Annotated in this window: 21 protein-coding genes; 17 read left to right on the forward strand and 4 right to left on the reverse strand. The window is 43.4% G+C overall.

Annotated features, from left to right (window positions below; all coding sequences use genetic code 11):
* Positions 1-75: 75 nt before the first annotated feature.
* The 5 genes from ABD960_RS12415 (at position 76) to ABD960_RS12435 (ending at position 6,567) form a co-directional block, all read left to right on the forward strand.
* Entirely contained in the window at positions 76-2,520 is a 2,445-nt protein-coding gene (locus ABD960_RS12415; RefSeq protein ID WP_345331477.1) for a YobI family P-loop NTPase, read from the forward strand.
* A gap of 86 nt (positions 2,521-2,606) precedes the next feature.
* Entirely contained in the window at positions 2,607-4,010 is a 1,404-nt protein-coding gene (locus ABD960_RS12420; protein WP_345331478.1) for a hypothetical protein, read from the forward strand.
* 621 nt (positions 4,011-4,631) lie between these two features.
* Positions 4,632-4,922, forward strand: coding sequence for a helix-turn-helix domain-containing protein (locus ABD960_RS12425; protein WP_345331479.1), 291 nt, complete (start codon positions 4,632-4,634; stop codon positions 4,920-4,922).
* Positions 4,923-5,026: 104 nt separating this feature from the next.
* A complete protein-coding gene (locus ABD960_RS12430) occupies positions 5,027-5,362 on the forward strand; it encodes a plasmid mobilization protein (protein ID WP_345331480.1) in 336 nt (111 codons plus the stop codon).
* Positions 5,359-6,567: a relaxase/mobilization nuclease domain-containing protein gene (locus ABD960_RS12435; protein WP_345331481.1), complete on the forward strand. Its 1,209-nt coding sequence runs from the start codon at positions 5,359-5,361 to the stop codon at positions 6,565-6,567. The genes ABD960_RS12430 and ABD960_RS12435 overlap by 4 nt, the downstream gene beginning before the upstream one ends.
* Before the next feature lie 12 nt (positions 6,568-6,579).
* Here ABD960_RS12435 and ABD960_RS12440 read toward each other — a convergent pair whose 3' ends face one another.
* The 4 genes from ABD960_RS12440 to ABD960_RS12455 all read right to left on the reverse strand — a co-directional run bounded on the left by ABD960_RS12440 (position 6,580) and on the right by ABD960_RS12455 (position 9,792).
* The gene (locus tag ABD960_RS12440; protein ID WP_345331482.1) at positions 6,580-6,945 is read right to left on the reverse strand and encodes an RNA recognition motif domain-containing protein; all 366 of its coding nucleotides are present in this window, start codon (positions 6,943-6,945) and stop codon (positions 6,580-6,582) included.
* Positions 6,946-7,109: 164 nt separating this feature from the next.
* Complete coding sequence (locus ABD960_RS12445) at positions 7,110-7,505, reverse strand: helix-turn-helix domain-containing protein (protein WP_345331483.1); 396 nt, start codon at positions 7,503-7,505, stop codon at positions 7,110-7,112.
* The gene (locus ABD960_RS12450; protein ID WP_345331484.1) at positions 7,484-8,647 is read right to left on the reverse strand and encodes a site-specific integrase; all 1,164 of its coding nucleotides are present in this window, start codon (positions 8,645-8,647) and stop codon (positions 7,484-7,486) included. The genes ABD960_RS12445 and ABD960_RS12450 overlap by 22 nt, the downstream gene beginning before the upstream one ends.
* A 425-nt stretch (positions 8,648-9,072) precedes the next feature.
* Entirely contained in the window at positions 9,073-9,792 is a 720-nt protein-coding gene (locus tag ABD960_RS12455; protein ID WP_345331485.1) for a TylF/MycF/NovP-related O-methyltransferase, read from the reverse strand.
* Between the two features lie 166 nt (positions 9,793-9,958).
* On the opposite strand from ABD960_RS12455, the gene ABD960_RS12460 reads away from it, so the two are divergent.
* The 12 genes from ABD960_RS12460 to ABD960_RS12515 all read left to right on the forward strand — a co-directional run bounded on the left by ABD960_RS12460 (position 9,959) and on the right by ABD960_RS12515 (position 21,081).
* A complete protein-coding gene (locus tag ABD960_RS12460) occupies positions 9,959-12,187 on the forward strand; it encodes a heavy metal translocating P-type ATPase (protein ID WP_345331486.1) in 2,229 nt (742 codons plus the stop codon).
* 19 nt (positions 12,188-12,206) lie between these two features.
* Entirely contained in the window at positions 12,207-12,419 is a 213-nt protein-coding gene (locus ABD960_RS12465) for a heavy-metal-associated domain-containing protein (RefSeq protein ID WP_345331487.1), read from the forward strand.
* A 110-nt stretch (positions 12,420-12,529) separates the two neighbouring features.
* The gene (locus tag ABD960_RS12470) at positions 12,530-12,988 is read left to right on the forward strand and encodes an HYC_CC_PP family protein (protein ID WP_486348235.1); all 459 of its coding nucleotides are present in this window, start codon (positions 12,530-12,532) and stop codon (positions 12,986-12,988) included.
* Between the two features lie 71 nt (positions 12,989-13,059).
* Positions 13,060-13,623 (forward strand): helix-turn-helix domain-containing protein, encoded by a 564-nt coding sequence (locus ABD960_RS12475; RefSeq protein ID WP_169611323.1) that lies wholly within the window; start codon positions 13,060-13,062, stop codon positions 13,621-13,623.
* 10 nt (positions 13,624-13,633) lie between these two features.
* Complete coding sequence (locus tag ABD960_RS12480) at positions 13,634-16,387, forward strand: multicopper oxidase domain-containing protein (RefSeq protein ID WP_345331489.1); 2,754 nt, start codon at positions 13,634-13,636, stop codon at positions 16,385-16,387.
* Positions 16,388-16,418: 31 nt separating this feature from the next.
* Positions 16,419-17,069 (forward strand): DUF305 domain-containing protein, encoded by a 651-nt coding sequence (locus ABD960_RS12485; RefSeq protein ID WP_169611325.1) that lies wholly within the window; start codon positions 16,419-16,421, stop codon positions 17,067-17,069.
* Positions 17,070-17,100: 31 nt separating this feature from the next.
* Positions 17,101-17,718 (forward strand): DUF305 domain-containing protein, encoded by a 618-nt coding sequence (locus tag ABD960_RS12490; protein WP_345331490.1) that lies wholly within the window; start codon positions 17,101-17,103, stop codon positions 17,716-17,718.
* Between the two features lie 33 nt (positions 17,719-17,751).
* Complete coding sequence (locus ABD960_RS12495; RefSeq protein WP_345331491.1) at positions 17,752-18,087, forward strand: four-helix bundle copper-binding protein; 336 nt, start codon at positions 17,752-17,754, stop codon at positions 18,085-18,087.
* An 84-nt stretch (positions 18,088-18,171) separates the two neighbouring features.
* Positions 18,172-18,624: a DUF305 domain-containing protein gene (locus ABD960_RS12500; protein ID WP_345331492.1), complete on the forward strand. Its 453-nt coding sequence runs from the start codon at positions 18,172-18,174 to the stop codon at positions 18,622-18,624.
* 37 nt (positions 18,625-18,661) lie between these two features.
* A complete protein-coding gene (locus ABD960_RS12505; protein WP_345331493.1) occupies positions 18,662-19,996 on the forward strand; it encodes a hypothetical protein in 1,335 nt (444 codons plus the stop codon).
* Between the two features lie 77 nt (positions 19,997-20,073).
* Positions 20,074-20,487, forward strand: coding sequence for a hypothetical protein (locus tag ABD960_RS12510; protein ID WP_345331494.1), 414 nt, complete (start codon positions 20,074-20,076; stop codon positions 20,485-20,487).
* A gap of 81 nt (positions 20,488-20,568) precedes the next feature.
* Positions 20,569-21,081, forward strand: coding sequence for a DUF3347 domain-containing protein (locus ABD960_RS12515; RefSeq protein WP_345331495.1), 513 nt, complete (start codon positions 20,569-20,571; stop codon positions 21,079-21,081).
* The last annotated feature ends 42 nt before the right edge of the window (positions 21,082-21,123 follow it).

The raw sequence follows: 21,123 nt of genomic DNA on the forward strand, positions 1-21,123 counted from the left end.
TATTTTTTTTAACGTGAAGTTTCATTTTGCTAACGACGATAGCTCGTCAGAATATCATATTAATGAGCAATCAGCTTGAAAACGCTTGTGACAAAAGATTTCTGGCCACCCGCATCTTATTCAAGATCCTCATATAAAAGTTACGGCCAATTTTGCGCCGTAAACAAGGCTGTATTTGATAGCAAAATTCTGGTATCTTTATCAACTAAGCCGATCACTATGCATGACCTTTTGTACCTTCTGTCGATCAATCTCCTTTTTATACTGCTTATTTTCCGCTATTTCCGTGTCCTTAAGAATCTCCTTTTAAGGCTGAAGCCTCCGTTTTTGAATTTTTTGCTTTGGGCGTCCAGGCTGTTACAACTGGCTGGGGCATTTCTAGCAAAAAAAGCAGGAAGTTCAACCACTACGACCTTTCGCAATCTGGCGGCTTTTGCCAAAGTCGATCTCGATGACCCTTATATCAAGCTACTGCAACAATGCGTTCAGGATACGGACACGAAAAATATCGCGCTTACAGGGCCTTATGGATCCGGCAAAAGCAGTATCCTGCGCTCTTTTCAGCTCACCCACCCGGAATACCATTACCTTAATATTTCGCTCGCCAGCTTTAAGGAAAATAAGGAGCAGGCCGCGCAGCCAGTGATACCTGGCAACAAAGCAATTAGTGACGCCGGCGAAACACCGAATATCGCCTCGATCGAATACAGCATTTTACAACAGTTGTTTTACCACGTCCGCCACCAGCAGATTCCTTTCTCGCGCTTTAAACGAATCAAAAATTTACCGGGCGGTGTCCTGCTGTTCCGGTCGGTCGCCATGGTGTGCTGGGCGGCAACGGTTGCGTACCTAATCTGGCACGAAAAGATTTTCACGACCGCAGCCGTGTGGAAAGCTTATTTTACCTGGCCGCCCGATGTGTGGAAGATGTTGTTGCTGGCATTCGTCGCATGCGGGGCTTGCTATGCCTGCTACATCGTCCTTCGCCTGTATAACAACTCGAAATTCCACAAGTTCAATCTCACCAGCGGGGAGGTGGAGATCGCCCCGGCCAGCGATGCGTCTATCCTTAACCGCCACCTGGATGAACTCTTGTATTTTTTTGAAGCGACCCGATACAATGTCCTGATCATCGAAGACCTGGACCGCTTTGATGACCCTGAGGTCTTTGTGCAGTTGCGTGAACTGAACAACTTACTTAATTATTCCCGCCAGGTCGGCCGTAAAATAAGCTTTATTTATGCCTTAAAGGACGATGTTTTCCGCGATGAGCAGCGAACAAAGTTTTTCGACTATATCATTCCAGTAATCCCTGTGATCGATCACCAGAACTCGTCCGAAAAGTTCTCGGACCGCCTTGCCGAACTGGAGATCGACCGCAGCAATATCCCGGCGTCGTTCATCAGCGATGTCGCTGCCTACATCAGTGACATGCGCCTGCTTCTCAACACCGTTAACGAGTTTCAGCTTTACCGGACTCGGCTTCATACTACGGCAGGCAGCTATGGTCAGCTGCTAGCGATGATGATCTTCAAGAACAAGTATCCTAAGCTGTTCGCACAGTTACACCGGCGTAAGGGCATCGCTTTTAAAGTGCTCAACGGTAAAGAAAGATTTGTTGAGATCTTGAGCCAGGAACTGCTGGACAAAAAGGCCCAACTCGAAGGCCAGATAAAGACCATGAGCTTCACGTTCCTCCGGGATAAAAAAGAATTGCGCCTAGCTTATATCGGCCGGATCATCGAGTCACTGACCGACTTTGGTGGACAATTATATATCGAGCAAAACTCATTTGACCTTAAAACGCTAACGGAGGATGACCAATTATTCGCCCAGTTTACGAAGGTGTCGAATATCCGTTATTACAAAGCCAGTGGTTACGCACAGCATATCGGCCAGAGCTTTGCAGTGATCGAGAAACAAGTCGACCCGATCATCAGCTACCAGCAAAGGGAACACGAAGTTGCACTGCGGCAAAAGTACAAAAGCGACGAACTGCAGCAAGAACTTAAGAAAGTCCAATTACAACTTGACCATATCCGGGCTTATCGCCTGGCGGATATTTTTGCCATCCGTTCGCTTCCGGAACTGGATGCCGAATTGGGGAAGAATAGCTTGCTCAATTATCTGGTGTCGAATGACTACCTGAATGAAGATTATAATTATTATTTATCACACTTCTACCCGGGCAGCCTGACCCAGCGAGACTATGATTTCTTTTTTGCGGTTAAGGAAAAGCGCCGTTTGTCCTTCGATACCGCGCTAAGCCAAACGGAAGAACTGATCAACCGGTTAGATGTCAGCGACTTCGGGCATCCCAGCATTCTCAATATCACGCTAGTCGACACGCTGTTAGCCCAACCCGCTGATGGGAACGACCGACTGTTGCAATTTAGCAGTCTTTTTAATCCTGCCGACACTGTTGCAGGGACCTTTATTCATGATTATTTCAGGTTGGGAAAACAACAAGCGGCATTCATGCGCCTACTGGCGCTTTGGCCACGCTTCTGCTATGGGTAAGCGCAGAGGACCAATTGACGAGCGAAACCCGGCGCAACTACCTCGGGCTTTTATTGCAGCAGGCACCCCTGCCCACTTTAACGGCTATGAACCAGCAGGACTGTTTGAAGTGCACGATCGAAGAGATGCCTGACTTCCTGACCTGGTGCCAGACTTATCTCGTCCAGGATCAGACTAGAGCGATCCTAAAGCACTTCAATATTAGTTTCTTTATGCTGGATGCCCAGGCTACGCAGGAGCCTTTATTTAACGACGTGCTCGAAAATTTCTGGTACCAGCTCAACCCTATGATGGTCGAACTGATTGTGGGGCACTTTAGCCCGCAGGATGAGCTCCCGGTCAAACTTCGGACGCAAAACCTGACGACCATAATGGTGGCAAATATTCCGGTACTGCTCGATTATGTGCATGAATATCCCGGTTATTACGTCGACAATGTGTTTGACGAACTGCCTGACAATACCATGGAATCAGAAGCCGCTATTTCGTACCTGATCAAAGAAGAAGAGATCAGCCTAGAAAAAAGGGTTCGTGTGTTGGAAAAAAGCGAACGCCGGTTAAGGACCATTGACAAGGCGCCACCGGAACTTTGGCCTGAGGTCTTGCGGCTATCCCGCATCGTTGCTACTTGGGCGAACCTTTACCCGGTTTATGCGGCCGGTAAATCTATTACCGCAGAAATGGCGGCTTTTATGAACCTGCCGGAGAACTATGCGCAGTTAGCGAAAGCAAAATTAGCCGAAGTTTCCGGCGTAGAAGAAAAAATGTTAGAAGCTTTTGGCTTAAAGGTGCTCGTCAGTCCGGCCATTGCCGTGCCGGCGAAAAGACAATTATTACCCCAACTTGGTTTCTATTACACCGATCCGGACCTCAGCGCACTTAACCGTGAGCAAGTGGAAGTTATCCTGTCCGCGGACCGTCTGAATTTTAGCGTTGAAACGTACCAATTCCTGCAAGCCAGTCATGCCGGCCTGCAACTCGTCTATGCGGAAAACAACCTGGAATCATTCTTTGATGAAGTGGAGAACCTTGCCCTGAAAGACTTGGATTACCGATTGTTACTCGCTTCCGAGCGATTGTCGAGCACACAACACGAAATCTTGATCCAAAAACTTGACTTTGGTGAACTCGCGCACGACCCGGAACTCACCGCTATTGTTACCCGCCTGCTGCTGAGGACGGGCTTTATGCCTTCGATCGCGCAATCCAAGCTCTTATTGGTGTTCTCTTACAGTGAGGATAATGACCTTAGAAAACACCTACTGCTAAAATACCTGCCCACGCTGAGCGAAGCACAAACAGGAGAACTGCTTAGCCATATGAGCGAAGATTACGCGGAGCTACCGAACTACCGCCAGCCTAAAATGGCCGATACACTGCTGAATAAATCCCTATTGAGCGCTTTGCAAATCAAGGGTTATTACGTCAGCAGTTTCCCGGAAAAGAAAGGCCGGTTAAACGTATATACTAGGTCGCGTCCGGCTGAATAATATCAATTGAGATCGGCTGAATAGCTCTACCGGAACGTGATTAAATGGTACTGCCCTTTATAAACGATCATCTGACACTTGATCGCTTAATTAATTTGAAAAATTACTTAGCTAATGCTGGTAATGAATAACTTATGTAACAGCTGCGTTTGACCGGGCGATTGGACTCGGCAGCCCGAACTTAGAGAACTGGAGAAAGACAAAAAGCAGCAAAAAAAGTATGTCCATTAATTCCTACCGGAACAACGGTAAGAGTAATACTTTCAGGGAACGCGCTAGCACCAGCTAACCGAAGTGGTCTTAAGCCGGCGATGTCGCCGACTAATAACATCAAAAGCTCTAATCCGACTCGGATAAACTCGGAGTAAATTCCAATTTCTTCAACTCATTTTTGTATAAAACATCCTACCTCGTACATGAGGTGTGATATTTATTTATATCAGGTCAGCACCTTTGTACTTAAACAAACGCAGGATGAAAAAGCTCACAAGGTTGTAGCAGGTTGTCAGCCGTTTCTAAATGAAGGGTACAACTTTGTTGATGGGTACAACTTTAAAGTTGTACTTGTGGAGCATCTGACAGGAATTTAGGTTTGAGTTTAATATCAGTAAATGAATAATTATGGCAGCAGAAATCATCACGAAGGAAGACTTGCAGGAGTTCGGCGAACGACTGCTGAGTCAAATGAAAGCGCTGATAACTGGCGGTTCGACTGAAGAACCAAGGAAGTTTTTAAAAAGTTACCAGGTCAAGAACCTGCTCAAGATTTCCAGCAATACTTTACAAACGCTCAGGGATAACGGCACCATTCCCTTCACCAAGATCGGCGGCATCCTGTATTACAATTACGAGGATATCATGAAGGTATTAAAGGGTGAAGTGAAAAGCAAACGGATCAGTTTCAGTAAATAGAAGTGTGTTCAGCGTTTAGGAGCAAGCCATGTTTTCGCTACGCTTAAACGGCTTGCTCCTTCGGAGGTAAACAAGATTTTGCACTTCGTTTAAAATCAAAGATCATGGGAAGACCGGCATTACAGGAAGAGGATAAAAGGATCATACAGGTCAATATCCGACTGACAAAAGAAGAGAACAATATGGTTTGCCACTATGCCCAGGCGTCAGCAATGACACCGGCGAACTGGATCAGGCAGAAAGCTTTTACTGGCAGGTTCCCTGCCATCAAGCTGTCACCGCTTAACGCCGAATTGTACCGGGAGCTGCACAAGATCGGTGTTAACTTGAACCAGGCGGTTAAGCAACTGAACACTGGTAAACTATCACCAGCTTTCGTAACCATATTGAGCGCTTTGATCAAAACGCAAAAGGACCTACTTAACTGCTTAATGAAATGACAGCCGACCAGGTAAAAGGAAAAGGGTTTAGGGGCGCATTACGGTACAATCTGAAAAAGGTTGAACAAGGTAAGGCGAAAGTCCTGGATATGACTTTTACATCGGGCAAAGAGGATTCTATCATGCGTGAGGTGGCTTTGGTCAGAATGCTGAGACCCAACCTGCAAAAGTACTTCTATCATACCTCCCTCAACTTTCCGCTAAACGAGAATCTGGGCGATGAACAAATGAACATGATTGCAAATGAATATTTGAACAACATGGGATTCGACCAGCACCAATATGCCATCTTCCGGCACTACGATGCCGATCATCCGCACCTGCATATTCTAGTTAACCGCATTGGTTACGACGGACAAGTGGTATCTGATAGCAAGGACTACCAGCGCAGCGAGCAAGTCTTAAGAAAGCTGGAAAAGCAGCATAGCCTGACGGAGGTCATCTCAAGCAGGCAAGCGCAGGAAAGGGCTATGACGAAGAATGAACTGGAAATGATGAAGCGAACGAATTTACCGTCCTCCAAAATGCAGTTACAGGAGATCATTAAAGATGTGCTCAGTAGGAAGCCGGATACAGCACAATTCATTCAGGCGCTGGAATCTAAAGGAATCAACGTATTGTTTAACCAAGCCAGCACCGGCTTTGTGAGCGGCATATCCTACGGCTATGAAGGAATGCAGTTCAAAGGCGCTCAATTAGGTAATGCTTATAAATGGCAGGCCATTAAAAATGCTATCAGTTATGAACAAGAAAGAGATCGCACAGCAATTTACCAGGCAAATGTTAGGACAACAGACTGGCAACGATCAGCAAGAACAGATAAATCCGTCCCAAGAGGAACAGCAACCGGAATTCACGCAGATACAAAAGTTATTGCCGGAAATAGAAAAGATATACAGCAGAGCGCTGGAAAATTACAGGATCAGATCAGAGCAAAAGATAGCAGATACCAGCCGGCGGCTGGAGCTGATGGACAGCCAGGCAACCAATATGGCGTTCCAAATCAAAAGTATCGTATACAGCGCGGAACAGATATCCAAAGCCAACAACAAGGTTGGCAGCAGGTGGGTCATCAGGCTTTACCTGGTAGCGATTTTATCGGGAGTTTGCTCGGCACTGATCACCCTGCTGGTGATATGGATCAAAGTGCATTGAACGAGTTCAAGCGTAAGCGTAAGAAGAGGAAAGGGCAAAGGTTAGGTTAGTAACGGCTTTGTTCACAAAGCTTTTCTTGGCCTTTTCTTTCTTTCCTCGGTGCCTGGCCTCGATACCTTTTGATAAACAGGCTGTCTTTTCGGAGCAAAGGGCTTAGGCGCATAGCTTGGTTTTGCAGCGGGTTCCTCATTAATTTTTACGGTGAGCGGTTTCCCGTTCATATCAGCGCCATCCAGTGCTTCAGCAGCCGCTTCAGCTCCTTTCCGGTCATTCATTTCGATAAAGGCATAGCCTTTACAAATACGCGTTTTCTTATCACGAACTATCTTGATGGTGCTGATGTCACCATGAGGGCCGAACAACTTGGCCAGCTCCAGTTCGTCGATCTCCAGCGGGAAGCCGCCAACAAACAATTTAACTAATTCCATACGTAGCCTGCAAATGTAGAGATATAGAAAAATAGATTTCTGCATTTGTAGAAATGAACATTTCTATAATTGAAGAAAGTTAGAAATGCAGAAATATGCATTTCTAATAAATGAACTTGAAGGGCATGATAGCAAATAAAAAAAGCCCCTTGCGGAGCTTGATACTATTTCGAGTTTTTTAGAAGCCCGATTTTTTCTCGCTCACTAGCTAACAGCTGTTCGTAAAGTTTTTTGTTCTCTTCGAATACTTCAACTAATTTATCAATAGGATTGAAATTGAAAGTTCCGTTTGAACTCCAGGCACCTGCGCCACTGTTATCATTAAAAGTATTAAAGTAATTAAATATAGACTCTTCAGTAAAGCTTTTAATTGCTTCACTCGTAATGCCCAAAGCAGATGCAATTTTATTAAGCGCTACGTCTTCGACATCAGCGCTTTGCTCAATCTTAGAAACAGCTTGTTGGCTGATACCTAATTCAGCAGCTAAAGCTTCTTGTTTCATTCCGCGAAGCTCTCGAATCCGACTGATTTTTCTTCCTATGTGTAAAGTCTCTGCCATGGCGTAAATGTATCAATTATTGTAAATGTACGAAACAACCGCATTATTGTAAAGTACAAATCGCTGTGGTTCGGGGCTACATGAAAAGTTAAATTCTTCTTGATACCACAGGTATCTGCAATTTCCTTTAGATAACTATTAACTTTTTGATTGGAGAACAAAGGAAATACACGATCCAGTTTAGTTAAGCGATAATGAGTTCGGTATTTGCAGATGATTGTCTTAGCGACGCCTAAAAGCGGTGTGTTCACCGGGATAGTAGTTTTTTGTCTCAGCGTTTTTATCCATTCTTCTCCATCTATACCATTAACAACATTACTCTCCGTCAAATTGGCTACATCTACGTAAGCTAGCCCGGTATAACAGCAGAAAACAAAAATGTCCTTCACTATCTGTAGTCTTTCAATAGTGAATTCCTTTTCTTCAATCAGTTGTAACTCTCTCGAGGTCAAAAAGTCTTTATCAACCCGTTCGTGTTTCATTTTGTAGTTCTTGAAAGGGTCGTTATTGATCCAGTCAAGCCTTAGCGCGAGACTGGTCATCTTCCTTAAACGGATCAGGTGCTTCATCACACCATTGTTATTTAGAGGCTTTTGATGATCGACTGGTTTGTGGCTTCTTAGGAAATGCTCAAAATCTATTACAAACTTGTAATTTATCTCTTGTAGGAGAATTGTGCGTTTACGGAGTTTGGCCTCAATGAATTTTTGAAGATAACGCTGCGTCACATAATAGTGCTTGAGCGTACTCCAGGTTAATGTTTGGTTAGCCTGCTCGTTGTGATATTCAAACAGACGAGTAAGTGTATTTGGTTCTTCTCCATCATTTCCGAAAAATGCATCCTTTATGGCTCCAGCAGTCACAAGCTTACCTTTGAGTAGTATTTGCTGATAACAGTTGCCTAGGCTCAATCTGATCTGGTCAAGCCCACCATTGATAATCTTCACATCGTCCTTATTGCCTTTCCCGGCCCCTTTACGTTGATCCCAGCATTTTGGATCAATCCATTGCTTTACGGCAAAGTGAATAATTTCGCCGTTTACCGTAATGCGTGCATAAATAGGGGCTTTTCCATCCTTTAACTTGTCCAGCCGGATGATGAACTGAACCCCGAAAGTGTTCATTGCTTTCATAACCTTCATTTTATCTGTTTAAATTGGTATTAATTTGACCCAAAAACCACAGCTTTTTAGGTATGAAAAGGTTCAAAATCACGCATTTTTACCCCAATTTTATTAAGCTTAAAATATTGATATACAGAATTTTAAACCACTTTTCTATACCTCAAAGCTAAAAATTCAAAACAGGTTACGGAATAGGTATTGAGAACCTTGCGTTTTTTTGAGATAAAATGAGGAGTTTAAAAGCAAAAAAACCCGTAAATCATTCAATTTACGGGGTTTTTACACCTTTTAAGGTAAGATTTGTGCGCCCACCTGGGCTCGAACCTATTTCTAAAATGTGCTTATTATCAGCTATTTACAAAGAAAGTCAATCTTCAGGTGCTTAGTTAGGTGCCCACTTTATTGACTACTCAAAGATACCAAAATCATTACGTTTCTGCCAATTACATTTTTCTGAAGTATGCGTGATTATACATCTCACCGAATAGGGCAACAATTTTTTCAGGTTTATCCTTAAAGAAGATGTCGAAGGCTAGTTTGACGCCAGGGTTGATATCTATGCCCTGAGCATTCTCCTCTGGGTCATAATAATCCATTAGAATGCATACGGCATTCTTAGCCATCCTCGGGTAGATGCTTTCGAAGCAGTGAAGCATTACATCACGGTGAGCATATTTATCGCCCCCAAATCCGCAGTCTATGTGTACAAATGCGATCCCTTCAGGTAACTCATTCGGTAAGGTATCCTTGAAGTCCCCTTTGTGAATGATCGGCTGTTTAAGCCCGGCAAGCCGGAAGTTTTCTTTTAATTCTTCCTCGACATTACCCTTGAAAGTAAAGGGAACGTGAAAACTGTCGAACAGGTGCAACTTCTTGTCTGATCCATTTTGCTCGATAACCTTTTCAAATAATATTGCACATTGGCCGGTGAAACAACCCAATTCAATAACTTCTCCTGGTACGTTGTAGGCAATAACGGAATCGATCAGGTGGTAATAATTGATCCGTTGTTCAACGGTGTTCATGTCCACACTGGTGTCCTGTTGTTTAATGTGAAGTCCCGTTTTTAAAAATCGAAGTCCTTTATTGACGAGGTCAATAGTTTTGGATTCTTTACGGTCTTGAATTGAATACGGCTTTTGGGTGATAAAGTAATTGTTCATAAATAAGGAAATTGATTACAACCGGCTTGGATTAACAAATCAAGGTTATAAAAATTATGCTGACTAAAAAAAAGTTTAGCAGAAATTCTGTAAATTTTTCACAAAATACTATAAAGTCAACACGTACCGCTGCTGGTACTTTTGTAACGTTAATTAAACAATACAAATGGCAGCACAATTAGAAACACTTACATTTCCCGTTACAGGCATGACCTGCGCGGGATGCGCAGCCAGTGTGGAATCTATGATTGGTGCTCAGACTGGAGTTGAAAAGGCGGAAGTGAATTACGCCACTCAATCCGTGAAAGTAGCATTTCATCCGGACGTCGTTAAACCAAGCAGTCTTCAGCAATCAGTCCAGTCCATTGGTTACGATCTCATCATTGATACGATCAATGCTCAGGAAAAACAAAAGGAAGCCCAGCAGAGTCATTACAAACAGCTGAAGCGAAACCTGCTTTGGGCTACGATACTAACAATACCGGTTGTTTTAATTGGTATGGTTTTCATGACGATACCTTATGCAAACTATATCATGCTTGCGCTTACAGCTCCCGTATTGTTTATTGCCGGGCGTAATTTTTTCGTGAACGCATGGAACCAGGCTGGTCATGGCCGTGCAAATATGGACACCCTTGTCGCAATGAGTACGGGCATTGCTTTTCTTTTCAGCGTATTCAATACGTTCAATCCAGAGTTTTGGCATCAACGAGGGCTTCATCCACATGTTTATTACGAAGCCGCTTCAGTGGTAATCGTCTTCATCATGCTCGGCAAACTGTTAGAGGAAAGGGCTAAATCTAATACCTCTTCTGCTATTAAAAAACTTATCGGCTTACAGCCTAAAACAGTAACGCTGATTACAGCAGAAGGAGAAAAAGAGGTTCCTGTTTCAGAAGTGCAGATCGGTGACTGCCTTCTTGTTAAACCAGGTGAAAAAATCCCGGTAGATGGTGCTGTAACGGAAGGGCATTCCTTTGTGGATGAAAGTATGATTACAGGAGAACCGATACCCGTGCAAAAAGATGCCGGTGACCGTATATTTGCCGGAACGGTGAACCAGAAAGGCAGCTTTCAATTTGTTGCAGAAAAAGTGGGTAGCAGCACCTTGCTTGCTCAGATTATACAACTCGTACAGGATGCGCAGGGTTCGAAAGCTCCGGTTCAAAAGCTGGTTGATAAAATTGCAGGCGTCTTTGTTCCGGTCGTTCTATTGATCGCACTTGTCACATTAGTAGCATGGCTTCTTTTTGGCGGACAACATGCACTTACCCATGGACTGCTGTCCATGGTAACGGTATTAGTCATCGCCTGTCCCTGCGCTTTAGGCCTTGCAACACCTACTGCAATTATGGTAGGTATCGGAAAAGGTGCTGAAACCGGCATTCTCATTAAGGATGCAGAAGGGCTAGAACTCGCTTATAAAGTTAATGCAATTGTTCTGGATAAAACCGGAACAATAACAGAAGGTAAGCCTGTGGTGACCGACCTTGTATGGTCAGAAGGTCTAGAAAACACTGAAGAGCTGAAAGCTATCCTCCTGGGACTGGAACAGCAGTCAGAACATCCTCTAGCTGAAGCACTCGTTACTTACCTGAAAGCAGATGGAGCTGTCGCAGTAAAAATACGCGAATTCAGCAGCCTGACCGGTCATGGTGTTGAAGGATATCATAAAGGACAATTATACCGGGTTGGCACAGCGAAATTGGCCACACAGCAAAACCTGCAATGTTCACCCTATTTAACGGATAAAGCGGACGAGTACCTAAATGATGCGAAAACGGTTGTCTATTTTATGAATTCCGAAATGATTATTGCCTTTGCGGCCATCGCCGATCAAATTAAAAGTGGTTCAGCAGAAGCGATCAGCCAGTTGAAAAAACAGGGCATCGAGGTATACATGCTGACAGGTGATAATGCACAAACGGCAGCCGCAATTGCACGCAAAGCAGGCATTGAGCAGTTCCAGGCGGAGGCCTTACCGAACGATAAAGCAGAGTTTATCAAAGCCTTACAGGCCCAACAAAAAACTGTAGCCATGATTGGCGATGGTATCAATGATAGCCAGGCGCTCGTGCAGGCTGATGTTTCTATTGCAATGGGCAAAGGTTCTGATATCGCAATAGATGTATCTAAGATTACGCTGGTCTCGGCTGATTTGCGACAGGTTCCAAAAGCGTTAAGGCTGTCCAAGTTGACAGTTAGAACGATTCGGCAAAATTTGTTTTGGGCATTCATTTATAACGTCATTGGCATTCCGGTTGCAGCAGGAATACTTTTTCCCCTGAACGGATTTTTACTGAATCCGATGATTGCAGGTGCAGCAATGGCGTTAAGCTCTGTATCTGTGGTCAGCAACAGTTTACGGCTCAGATTTTCTAAACTCAGTTTATAATAACTATTTGAATAATATCATGGAAACTTTAAAATTTAAAACCAATATCAAATGCGGCGGCTGTATCGCTACGGTAACTCCTTCAATGAATAAATTAAAAGGTGTGGAAAAATGGGAAGTAGATACTACTAACCCGGATAAGATCCTAACAGTTCAGGCGCAGACTGATCTGTCCCCTGAACTAATCATCAGTGCATTGAAAGAGAAAGGCTACCAGGCAGAAAAATTGTAATCATGGCTAGCTTTTGTAAGCAGCCTTTTATTTGAATAACTCATATCGGACAATACTGAGTTTTTTCAATTAAGTGGAACAATTGTAACGATTTTGTGTAGTATTATTGGATGAGAAAACTAGGTGCAATAAGTCTCGCTGCGTTTTACCTGTTATTAACAACAGGTGCATTTGCATGCGTGTTACATTGCACTGAAGTTTTTTTAATCGGGCCCAAAATAGCTACCGAACAACACCACGAGCATGAAGTGAATGAACATCATGATGATGATCATGACAAGGATATTCATTCTAAGGAAAAGGGTAAGCACAAAGATGATTGCGGATCAGGCAAAGATTGTGATTGCTGCAGTAAAGACCATGGCCTGTACGTGGTAAAAGAAAATCTAAGTAACTACGATGAACTTCAAATGATCGTCCAGGAGTTCATCATATCATACCATATTGGTATACAGTTACCTCCCGTACCTGTATACAGTAAAGTATTAGTTCGCTGGCCGGATGCAACCGGACCCCCGCGTTCACCAAGTATTCCGCTATACATATCCCATCGTACCCTTCTTATTTGATTCAAGCATTGCCGCGACTCCCAACTGCGGCGGGACACTCCTATGGTCTATCATTTAGCTTGAATTAACACATGACACTATTTATTAAGAATATGGTTTGCGACCGTTGCATTATGGTCGTACGCCAGCAACTGGAAAGTTTAGGGTTATCCGTCGATGCTATTACACTAGGCACGGCCAATATTCATCCTGACCCGGATGAAAGCCAATTATCCCATTTGACCTCTATGCTTAAGGTATCAGGCTTTGAGCTCATCAATAAGGAAAAGGATAAGCTTATTGAGCGAATAAAAAACGTTGTTATTGAAATCGTACACCAGGGTGACCTAAGTGAAATCCAGGGAAATATCATGACATCAATAGCTGATCGACTATGTAAAGACTACGCCTATCTCAGTCGTCTTTTCTCTGAATCAGAGGATACGACCATTGAGAAATTTATTATCCAACAAAAGATAGAGAAGGTTAAGGAATTAATACAATACGGTGAGCTTAACATTACGGAGATCGCTTACAGTATGGGTTACAGCAGTAGTGCACACTTATCCGCACAATTCAAGAGTGTTACTGGCATGAGTCCCCGTCAATACAAGTCCTGTGGCGATCCATCCCGTAAATCACTTGATAAAGTATAAAGACACTACTATGAAAAGCATTAAAACGTTAATTTCTATATGGCTTCTGGTACTAACAGCTCAGGCAAATGCACAGCAGCATAACATGCCCGGCATGAATATGAGTGGCAAGCAGGCTCCAATGGCTAAGAAGCCCCTGCCTTACGCTAAAGGCAAGAATAAAAAAAGTACTTCAAAACAGAAGACTGACAAAGCAATGAAAAGCATGGGCCATACGAAAAGTCTGAACATGCAGCATTTCGGGGGCGGACGCTCTAAAGCCGAATCGAATCGTGTTAAGCCGATGTCAGATCATGATATGATGGATACGGATATGGCAATGCCGGATCATCCAATGAAAGGGATGGATATGAATCATCCAGAAAAGTCTTCGGAGATGAATATGCAAAGTATGCAGGCGCGACCGGGAGACACAATTAAGAGTACTTCCTCTTCATTAAATGATCACCTGATACATGTTGGCAAGCGCGTTACATACGATCTTTACATCAATGACACGGTTGCAGCTTATGCAGGCAAAAAGGTAAAAGCGCTTGCCATCAATGGTCAGATTCCTGGCCCTGTGCTCCGATTCACTGAGGGAGATACTGCCGTTATCCGGGTACACAACCTGCGCAAAAAAGAAACTTCGATACACTGGCATGGGCTGTTGGTACCTAACAAATACGATGGTGTGCCCTACATCAGCACAGTGCCGATAGCGGCTGGCACAACCTATACCAATATCATTCCGCTTCATCAGACGGGTACTTACTGGTATCACACCCATACGGAACTGGATGAGCAGGCTGGTCTTTACGGCCCCATTGTTATTGAGCCTCAAGCAGAAAAGGATCAGGTGAAAGAACAGGTGCTTATGCTTTCGGATTGGACGAACTATCAGCCTAAAGAAGTGCTCCGAATGCTGAAGCGGGGAACGGATTGGTTCTCGATACAAAAAGGGAGTGTCTTGAGTTATGGCGGTGCATTTGCCCAGGGCTATCTTGGTGACCGTTTAAAACTAGATTGGATGCGCATGCCAGCGATGGATCTGCTGGATGTTAAGTACGATCGCTTTCTTGTTAACGGTAAAACAGACCAGCAACTTACACAGTTCGGGCCGGGACAAACGGTAAAACTGCGCATTATCAATGGTTCCGCCTCCAGTTATTTTTGGCTGAATTTTGCAGGCGGTCCGATGACGGTCGTTGCAGCGGACGGCCTAAATGTAAAACCTGTTACGGTAGACAAGATTCTGATTGGCACAGCAGAAACTTATGATGTACTCATCAAAATACCGTCTACGGGCAAGTATGAATTTAGGGCGACTTACCAGGATATCTCCGGGAAGGTTTCTGCCTGGCTAGGAGCCGGAAAAGAGGTCAAAGCGACAGACATACCAAAAGTGAACTATTATAAGTTCGCTCACACTTTTAACCGCATGATGACCCAGATGAAAATGCCTATGAACAGGGTCCCCAACGCAAAAGTCAAAAATGATGGTTTGTCCTTCAGCACCAGCGACGTGCCAATGAGTATGAAAGGCATGGATATGAAGGGAATGAACAAGGATACCCAACCTGGCGCTAAAATGCCACAGATGGAGATGAAGACAAAAGCCGATACGGGTATGAGTATGCAGAACCATCAAGGCATGAATATGGCCAAGAACGAAAGCAGCAAGTCTGGTATGGATGATATGCAAATGGGCGGCATGAACATGAAGGGTATGAGTATGAATATGCCGGACGACGGAAGAGGTACGCCAATGGGACCGGGAGGCTCTTTGCTCCTTGGATTAGGCGGCGATGGAAAAATTTTAAGTTATGATCAGTTGGAAGCCAATAGTACAACTGCTTTCGACGGAAGGCATACGGTCCGGACATATCACCTATATCTTACGGGTAGTATGATTCGTTATACCTGGCTCATTAATAACAAAGCCCTTTCCGAAGCCGACCGCTTACTGATTCGTAAGGGAGAGATTGTTCGCTTCGTATTTCATAATACGACCATGATGGAGCATCCCATGCACTTGCACGGGCACTTCTTTAGGGTACTAAACAATAAGGGGACATCATCACCACTAAAACATACGGTAAGTATTGAACCCATGCAGGTGCAGACGATTGAGTTTCTTGCCGATGATTCGCATGACTGGTTTTTCCACTGCCACACGCTTTATCACATGATGTCAGGCATGGCGCGTGTTGTTCGGTATGAAGACAATCCGAGTAACACTGAAGTTGCGAAATATCAACCGCGAAATCCGGTCATCAACGATGACCGGCAATTCTACACATGGTTTCAAGCATCATTCCACTCACAAACAAGTATCGGTTCATTATTTATCTCCAATACGCGTTATGAATTCAATGCCAACTACCGGTTCAGTTATGATGGGCGTTATGAAATCGACCCTCGCTTTCAGCGGTATCTTGATAACGGTCAATATTTTGCAGCGTACGTAGGTGCTGAATTTGAAAAAAATGAGAAAGGTGGCCGTTTTATTAAAGACGGCAGCAATGTGGCGGTCGTCGGTTTAAGATACTTATTGCCCATGTTCATCCAAACTGATGCACGGATCAGCCATAAAGGCAGATTACGCTTTACCGTGAGCCGTGAAGACATTCCGTTAACAAGCCGACTTTATCTCGGCGCATCCTACAACACAGACAGTGAATGGCAAGCTGATACACGTTATGTGCTCTCCAAATTTTTTGCGCTTTCAGCCAGCTATGATAACCAGTACGGATTTGGCGGCGGTATCACTATACTCTATTAAATTTTATTTAATCACCATTAATAAATAATCTATGAAAACAACCATGTTAATGATTCCCATGCTTGCGCTAGGCGTAGCAGGATTTACTACTCAAAACACCATTAGCCCATTTGATCATGGAGCACTAATCATCACTGCACCTGCAGCCATCCAAAGCGATCCATTAATGGAATCTATGAACAAGATGATGAAGCAAATGCATGCTCAGCAAATGAAAGGAAATGTTGATTATGATTTTGCTTCCATGCTCAAAGCCCACCACCAGGGAGCTATCGACATGGCCAGGATCGAGCTACAGCAGGGAAAGGATGCTTCCATGAAAAAAATGGCTCAAAAAATACTGACCAAACAGACGAAAGAGGTTGCACAGCTCAATCAGTTGATTGCAAAGTTGCAAAACAGCACTAAAAACTACGATCCAGCTAACAAGCAATCAGGAGCTGGTAAAGCAATGAGTGATAATATGATGGAAATGATGAAACCGGGTAATATGTCCATGAGTTCTATCGATCATGAATTTGCGGACATGATGACCAAGCACCACAAAGATGGTATCATGATGGCTAAAAGTATTGTGACCTACAGTAAAAGCGCGAAACTAAAATCCATGGCGCAGCAATCTATACCGGAACAAACGCAGGAAATCCGTGAGATGGAACAATGGATGAAAGCACATCAATAAACAATATAAGAGGTAACTAAAAAAACAAACGATGAAAAACTTTTTAAAATTAATCACGCTGTCAGCAATAGTGGCTGTGATGAGTGCATGTAGCAAAGATGATGATAAAATCAAAATACAGGGTCATGACCAGAATCAGATGATGGGTATTATGCATCAGATGATGGCGAAATTGGACACGATGAAGATGACCAAAGATCCGGACAATGATTTCGCGATGATGATGCGCATGCACCACCAGGGGGCTATTGATATGGCTAACCTGGAGCTGAAAAGCGGCAGTGATGCGACGATGAAGCAAATGGCGCAGAGCATAATTTCCAGCCAGCAGGCAGAAATCACGCAGCTTTCTGCTTTTCTCAAATCACACCCCCCTCACGGCAACGATCCGGATTTCGATATGATGCTGATGGACAACATGAAAAAATCCGGAAAGCAAGCTGACCTACAAATTATCAACGGAGACATTGATCATGATTTTGCCATCCTGATGATTGGTCATCACCAAAGCGCTATCGAAAACTCGCGCCTTGAACTCATCCACGGCCAGGAACAAAGTATGAAAACGATGGCTACAAATATTATTGATGCTCAGATGAAAGAGATAGGCCAATTTCAGGACTGGCTGTTAGCCCGCGGTAACAAGTAATAAATCATTATCTAACTATAAAACATTTCAATTATGTCATATCAAAAGTCCCGGGAATGTATCGATGCTTGTGTAGCGTGTGCAGTAGCTTGCAACTATTGTGCTACGTCCTGCCTGCAGGAAGAGGATGTAAAAATGATGGCAAAATGTATCCAGCTCGACCTGGAATGTGCGGCTATTTGCAGAGCCGCTGCAGAAGTTATGAGTTTGGGCAGCGGTTACAGTGCCCATCTTTGCCGTGTATGCGCTGACGTGTGTAATGCCTGTGCTGAAGAATGCGGCAAGCATCATATGGAGCATTGCCAGGCCTGTGCAGAAGCCTGTCGGAAATGTGCCGAAGTTTGCGAACAAATGGCAACTGCTGTTTAAATAACCTTGGTTCAGCTACTTGCCCTGCGCTGATGCAGGGCAGGTAGCTTTTTAAATAAGAAGTATTCACTTAACGTTATTACAATGGAAAAAGGAAATTATCAAAAATTTGCATTGATGCTGGTCGTTTCATTCTTCATCATGTATGCTATTATGTATTTGAATGTTGACGAGTTCGACCATGTGTACATTAATATGACCCGATTTTACATGACTATGCTGATGGTTTCGGCTATGGCGCTGGTTATGCTAGGGATGATGCGAATGATGTATCAAAACAAGAAAATTAATTTAATCATTGCCACCTCTGCCATTGCAGTGTTTATCCTGGCTCTCGCAGGTGTCCGAACGCAAACTGCTATCGGAGATCAACAGTATATGAAAGGCATGATCCCACATCATTCCATTGCGATCATGGTCAGCAAAAAGGCTCATTTGAAAGACCCGGAAGTCCAAAGGCTTGCCAAAAGCATCATTGATGCGCAGGAAAAAGAAATAGCAGAAATGAAACGTATCCTTGCCAGGATGGAAAAATAAGGTGATCTCAACGATACAATGAAAGCGATGAAGAAATGTGCCATCTGGTTATTTAAGTTTCTCTTTGTTAAAAAGTGCTGCAGGTAAAAGATTACATTATATTAGCTCATACTTTGAGAATATGAATGATCATTTACAATCCATCATCAACCAATATAAAAACGACAGGGAATCTGTTTACAATACCTGGTTTATCAATAACGAGGAACGCCTGAAAGCATTCAGATCGATACGCAGAGGTGTGTTCCAGGTTATTGATGATATCAAAAATAAACGGTTTGGTAATGACTTCAAAGGCACATCTTTAGAGTTTGTACTCACCTGTATTACTGAACAAAAGCAAGTGTTTGAAGGAGCATCCCATCCTTTTTATTGGAAGCCGAAGCTACGCATACCTGATATTTATGAAAATCAGGAGAATAAAGTAGCCTTTGGCCAGTTTCTGGAAAACTGCCTGAATGCCAAAAATGAGGAACAACTCATCAAAGAAATTTTACATTTAGATTCTTTGAAAATCAAGGGTTTGGGGCCAGCAGTGGCCAGTATATTGTACTTCCTGCACCCGACACTAATACCGCCGTTTAATACAGCTATTATTAATGGCTTCAATTACCTGTTCAAAGACAAAAAGAAATTGGGCAGTTGGAGTGAGTACTTAAAAATTCGTGAGGTGATCATGGATATGAATAAAAAGTACTGTAACGAACTATCACTTGATACAGGAGCTTTTGCGGGGCTTTTATTTGAAATCGGCATGCAGAAGCTCCTGTTAGGCAAAGACGAATACCTATCAGAAACAGAAAGAAACCGTTTGGAAAAACTGATTGAAAAGCGGCATCAGGAAAAGAGGAAAGAAACAGAGGATGAACAATTACATAATGAAATGCAATATCATTTACTCAAAATCGGTAATGCGCTTGGTTATGATGTAATTGCAGCATCCAACGACCGCTCGAAATCCTGGAATGGTAATAAGTTTTCATTTATCTCCGTTAAGGATTTCCCTGATCTGCCGCTTGAAAAAGAAGTGCTCAACACCGTAAAACTCATTGATGTTTTATGGTTTAAAAAAGGAACGGGGCAGGTAGTTGCCGCATTTGAAGTAGAAAAAAGCACCAGTATCTATTCGGGTATACTACGTCTTACAGACCTGAGCTACAGCTTGGTAAATAATGAAGAAGTGTTTTATCTGGTCGTACCTGATAATCGCGAAAAAGATGTAGTCATGCAGTTGTCAAGGCCTTCTATCAAAAAAGGCCAAGTTCAAATGAAGTACATCTGTTTCTCGGAACTCCGACAGCATTGTGATGCGCTGTGCAAGTTTGGAGATGACCATTCTATCATGCAAAAAATTGCGAGAGCAGTTGCCTGACTAAAAAGCAACAAAATATAAAAACTTACCGAAATTTTATAAATTAGATAAAGTAAATATAACTAGTTTTGCTTTGTATGAAAGTAAAAGCATTTTTCCTGCTGATTACCTTTCTGCTCAATACAGCAGTAGGACTGGCTTGTGCTTTACACATGTCCCATGAGCGCTCTGAACATAATAGGAGCATTCATAGTCATCTGGACCATCATACAGTCGCAAATAAAAAGTCACAGCATGGCGTAATTCATATTTCGGGTAAGGAAGACCCTTGCTGTCAGGGCGCTGTTAGCAACTTTAATGCAGTTGCCAAGATCATACCGCAGGCCTTAAAGCTCGACGTTCAGTTGGCTGCGGCACTACTTCCGCTTTGGGGCTTTACGGCAGTTCCGCCGCTTTATTCTACAAGAATAAAGCAACAATGCCTGCTAACAACACGGCAGAGACCTCCTACTGCCGACTTACGTGTTTTAATCCAAAGTTTTCAGATTTGATTTTTAAGGCTTCCTGCATGATGCAGGTCGCCGGTCATTAGCATTTCTACGGTTTGCATGGGCAAGCTATGATATTTATTAATGAAAAAATCAAATTTTATGAAACGTCTATTTTTCCTTGTTGCCATTGTCGCAACATTTACTTCATCCGTATTTGCACAAGAAACTAAATCATCGTTAGGAAACATTTTAGCTCCTTATCTGGATATCAAAAATGCCTTAATCAATGGCGATAGCCAGAGCGCTAATGCGAAATCTGCTGATCTTCTGAAGGCCCTAAACGCGGTAGACATGAAGTCCATGACTTCCGCCGACATGAACGCATTTATGCCACTCCAGGAAAAGCTGGCATTTGATGCGCGTCATATTTCTGAAAGTAAAGACATCGCCCATCAGCGGGAGCACTTCGCCAGCCTTTCCCAAAATTTCTATAAACTGGCAAAAGCAGTTAAGCTGACCGAACAGCCGCTCTATTATGCTTATTGCCCGATGAAAAAAAGTTATTGGCTGTCAGCCGAGCAGGCCATCAAAAATCCTTATTTCGGAAACCAGATGCTAACCTGTGGTAAAGTAACTGAGACCTTAGGCAAATAAAACAAATCCCAACAAATTCACCTATGCTGTGTATGCCCTTTA

The organism is Mucilaginibacter defluvii (assembly GCF_039543225.1).
GTDB classification, from domain to species: Bacteria; Bacteroidota; Bacteroidia; order Sphingobacteriales; family Sphingobacteriaceae; genus Mucilaginibacter; species Mucilaginibacter defluvii.

Excerpts from the sequence above, each read along its gene's own strand:
- ABD960_RS12420 (WP_345331478.1), top strand. The coding sequence starts at position 2,607 with ATGAACCAGCAGGACTGTTTGAAGTGCACGATCGAAGAGATGCCTGAC.
- ABD960_RS12425 (WP_345331479.1), top strand. The coding sequence starts at position 4,632 with ATGGCAGCAGAAATCATCACGAAGGAAGACTTGCAGGAGTTCGGCGAA.
- ABD960_RS12430 (WP_345331480.1), top strand. The coding sequence starts at position 5,027 with ATGGGAAGACCGGCATTACAGGAAGAGGATAAAAGGATCATACAGGTC.
- ABD960_RS12435 (WP_345331481.1), top strand. The coding sequence starts at position 5,359 with ATGACAGCCGACCAGGTAAAAGGAAAAGGGTTTAGGGGCGCATTACGG.
- ABD960_RS12440 (WP_345331482.1), bottom strand. The coding sequence starts at position 6,945 with ATGGAATTAGTTAAATTGTTTGTTGGCGGCTTCCCGCTGGAGATCGAC.
- ABD960_RS12445 (WP_345331483.1), bottom strand. The coding sequence starts at position 7,505 with ATGGCAGAGACTTTACACATAGGAAGAAAAATCAGTCGGATTCGAGAG.
- ABD960_RS12450 (WP_345331484.1), bottom strand. The coding sequence starts at position 8,647 with ATGAAGGTTATGAAAGCAATGAACACTTTCGGGGTTCAGTTCATCATC.
- ABD960_RS12455 (WP_345331485.1), bottom strand. The coding sequence starts at position 9,792 with ATGAACAATTACTTTATCACCCAAAAGCCGTATTCAATTCAAGACCGT.
- ABD960_RS12460 (WP_345331486.1), top strand. The coding sequence starts at position 9,959 with ATGGCAGCACAATTAGAAACACTTACATTTCCCGTTACAGGCATGACC.
- ABD960_RS12465 (WP_345331487.1), top strand. The coding sequence starts at position 12,207 with ATGGAAACTTTAAAATTTAAAACCAATATCAAATGCGGCGGCTGTATC.
- ABD960_RS12470 (WP_486348235.1), top strand. The coding sequence starts at position 12,530 with ATGAGAAAACTAGGTGCAATAAGTCTCGCTGCGTTTTACCTGTTATTA.
- ABD960_RS12475 (WP_169611323.1), top strand. The coding sequence starts at position 13,060 with ATGACACTATTTATTAAGAATATGGTTTGCGACCGTTGCATTATGGTC.
- ABD960_RS12480 (WP_345331489.1), top strand. The coding sequence starts at position 13,634 with ATGAAAAGCATTAAAACGTTAATTTCTATATGGCTTCTGGTACTAACA.
- ABD960_RS12485 (WP_169611325.1), top strand. The coding sequence starts at position 16,419 with ATGAAAACAACCATGTTAATGATTCCCATGCTTGCGCTAGGCGTAGCA.
- ABD960_RS12490 (WP_345331490.1), top strand. The coding sequence starts at position 17,101 with ATGAAAAACTTTTTAAAATTAATCACGCTGTCAGCAATAGTGGCTGTG.
- ABD960_RS12495 (WP_345331491.1), top strand. The coding sequence starts at position 17,752 with ATGTCATATCAAAAGTCCCGGGAATGTATCGATGCTTGTGTAGCGTGT.
- ABD960_RS12500 (WP_345331492.1), top strand. The coding sequence starts at position 18,172 with ATGGAAAAAGGAAATTATCAAAAATTTGCATTGATGCTGGTCGTTTCA.
- ABD960_RS12510 (WP_345331494.1), top strand. The coding sequence starts at position 20,074 with ATGAAAGTAAAAGCATTTTTCCTGCTGATTACCTTTCTGCTCAATACA.
- ABD960_RS12515 (WP_345331495.1), top strand. The coding sequence starts at position 20,569 with ATGAAAAAATCAAATTTTATGAAACGTCTATTTTTCCTTGTTGCCATT.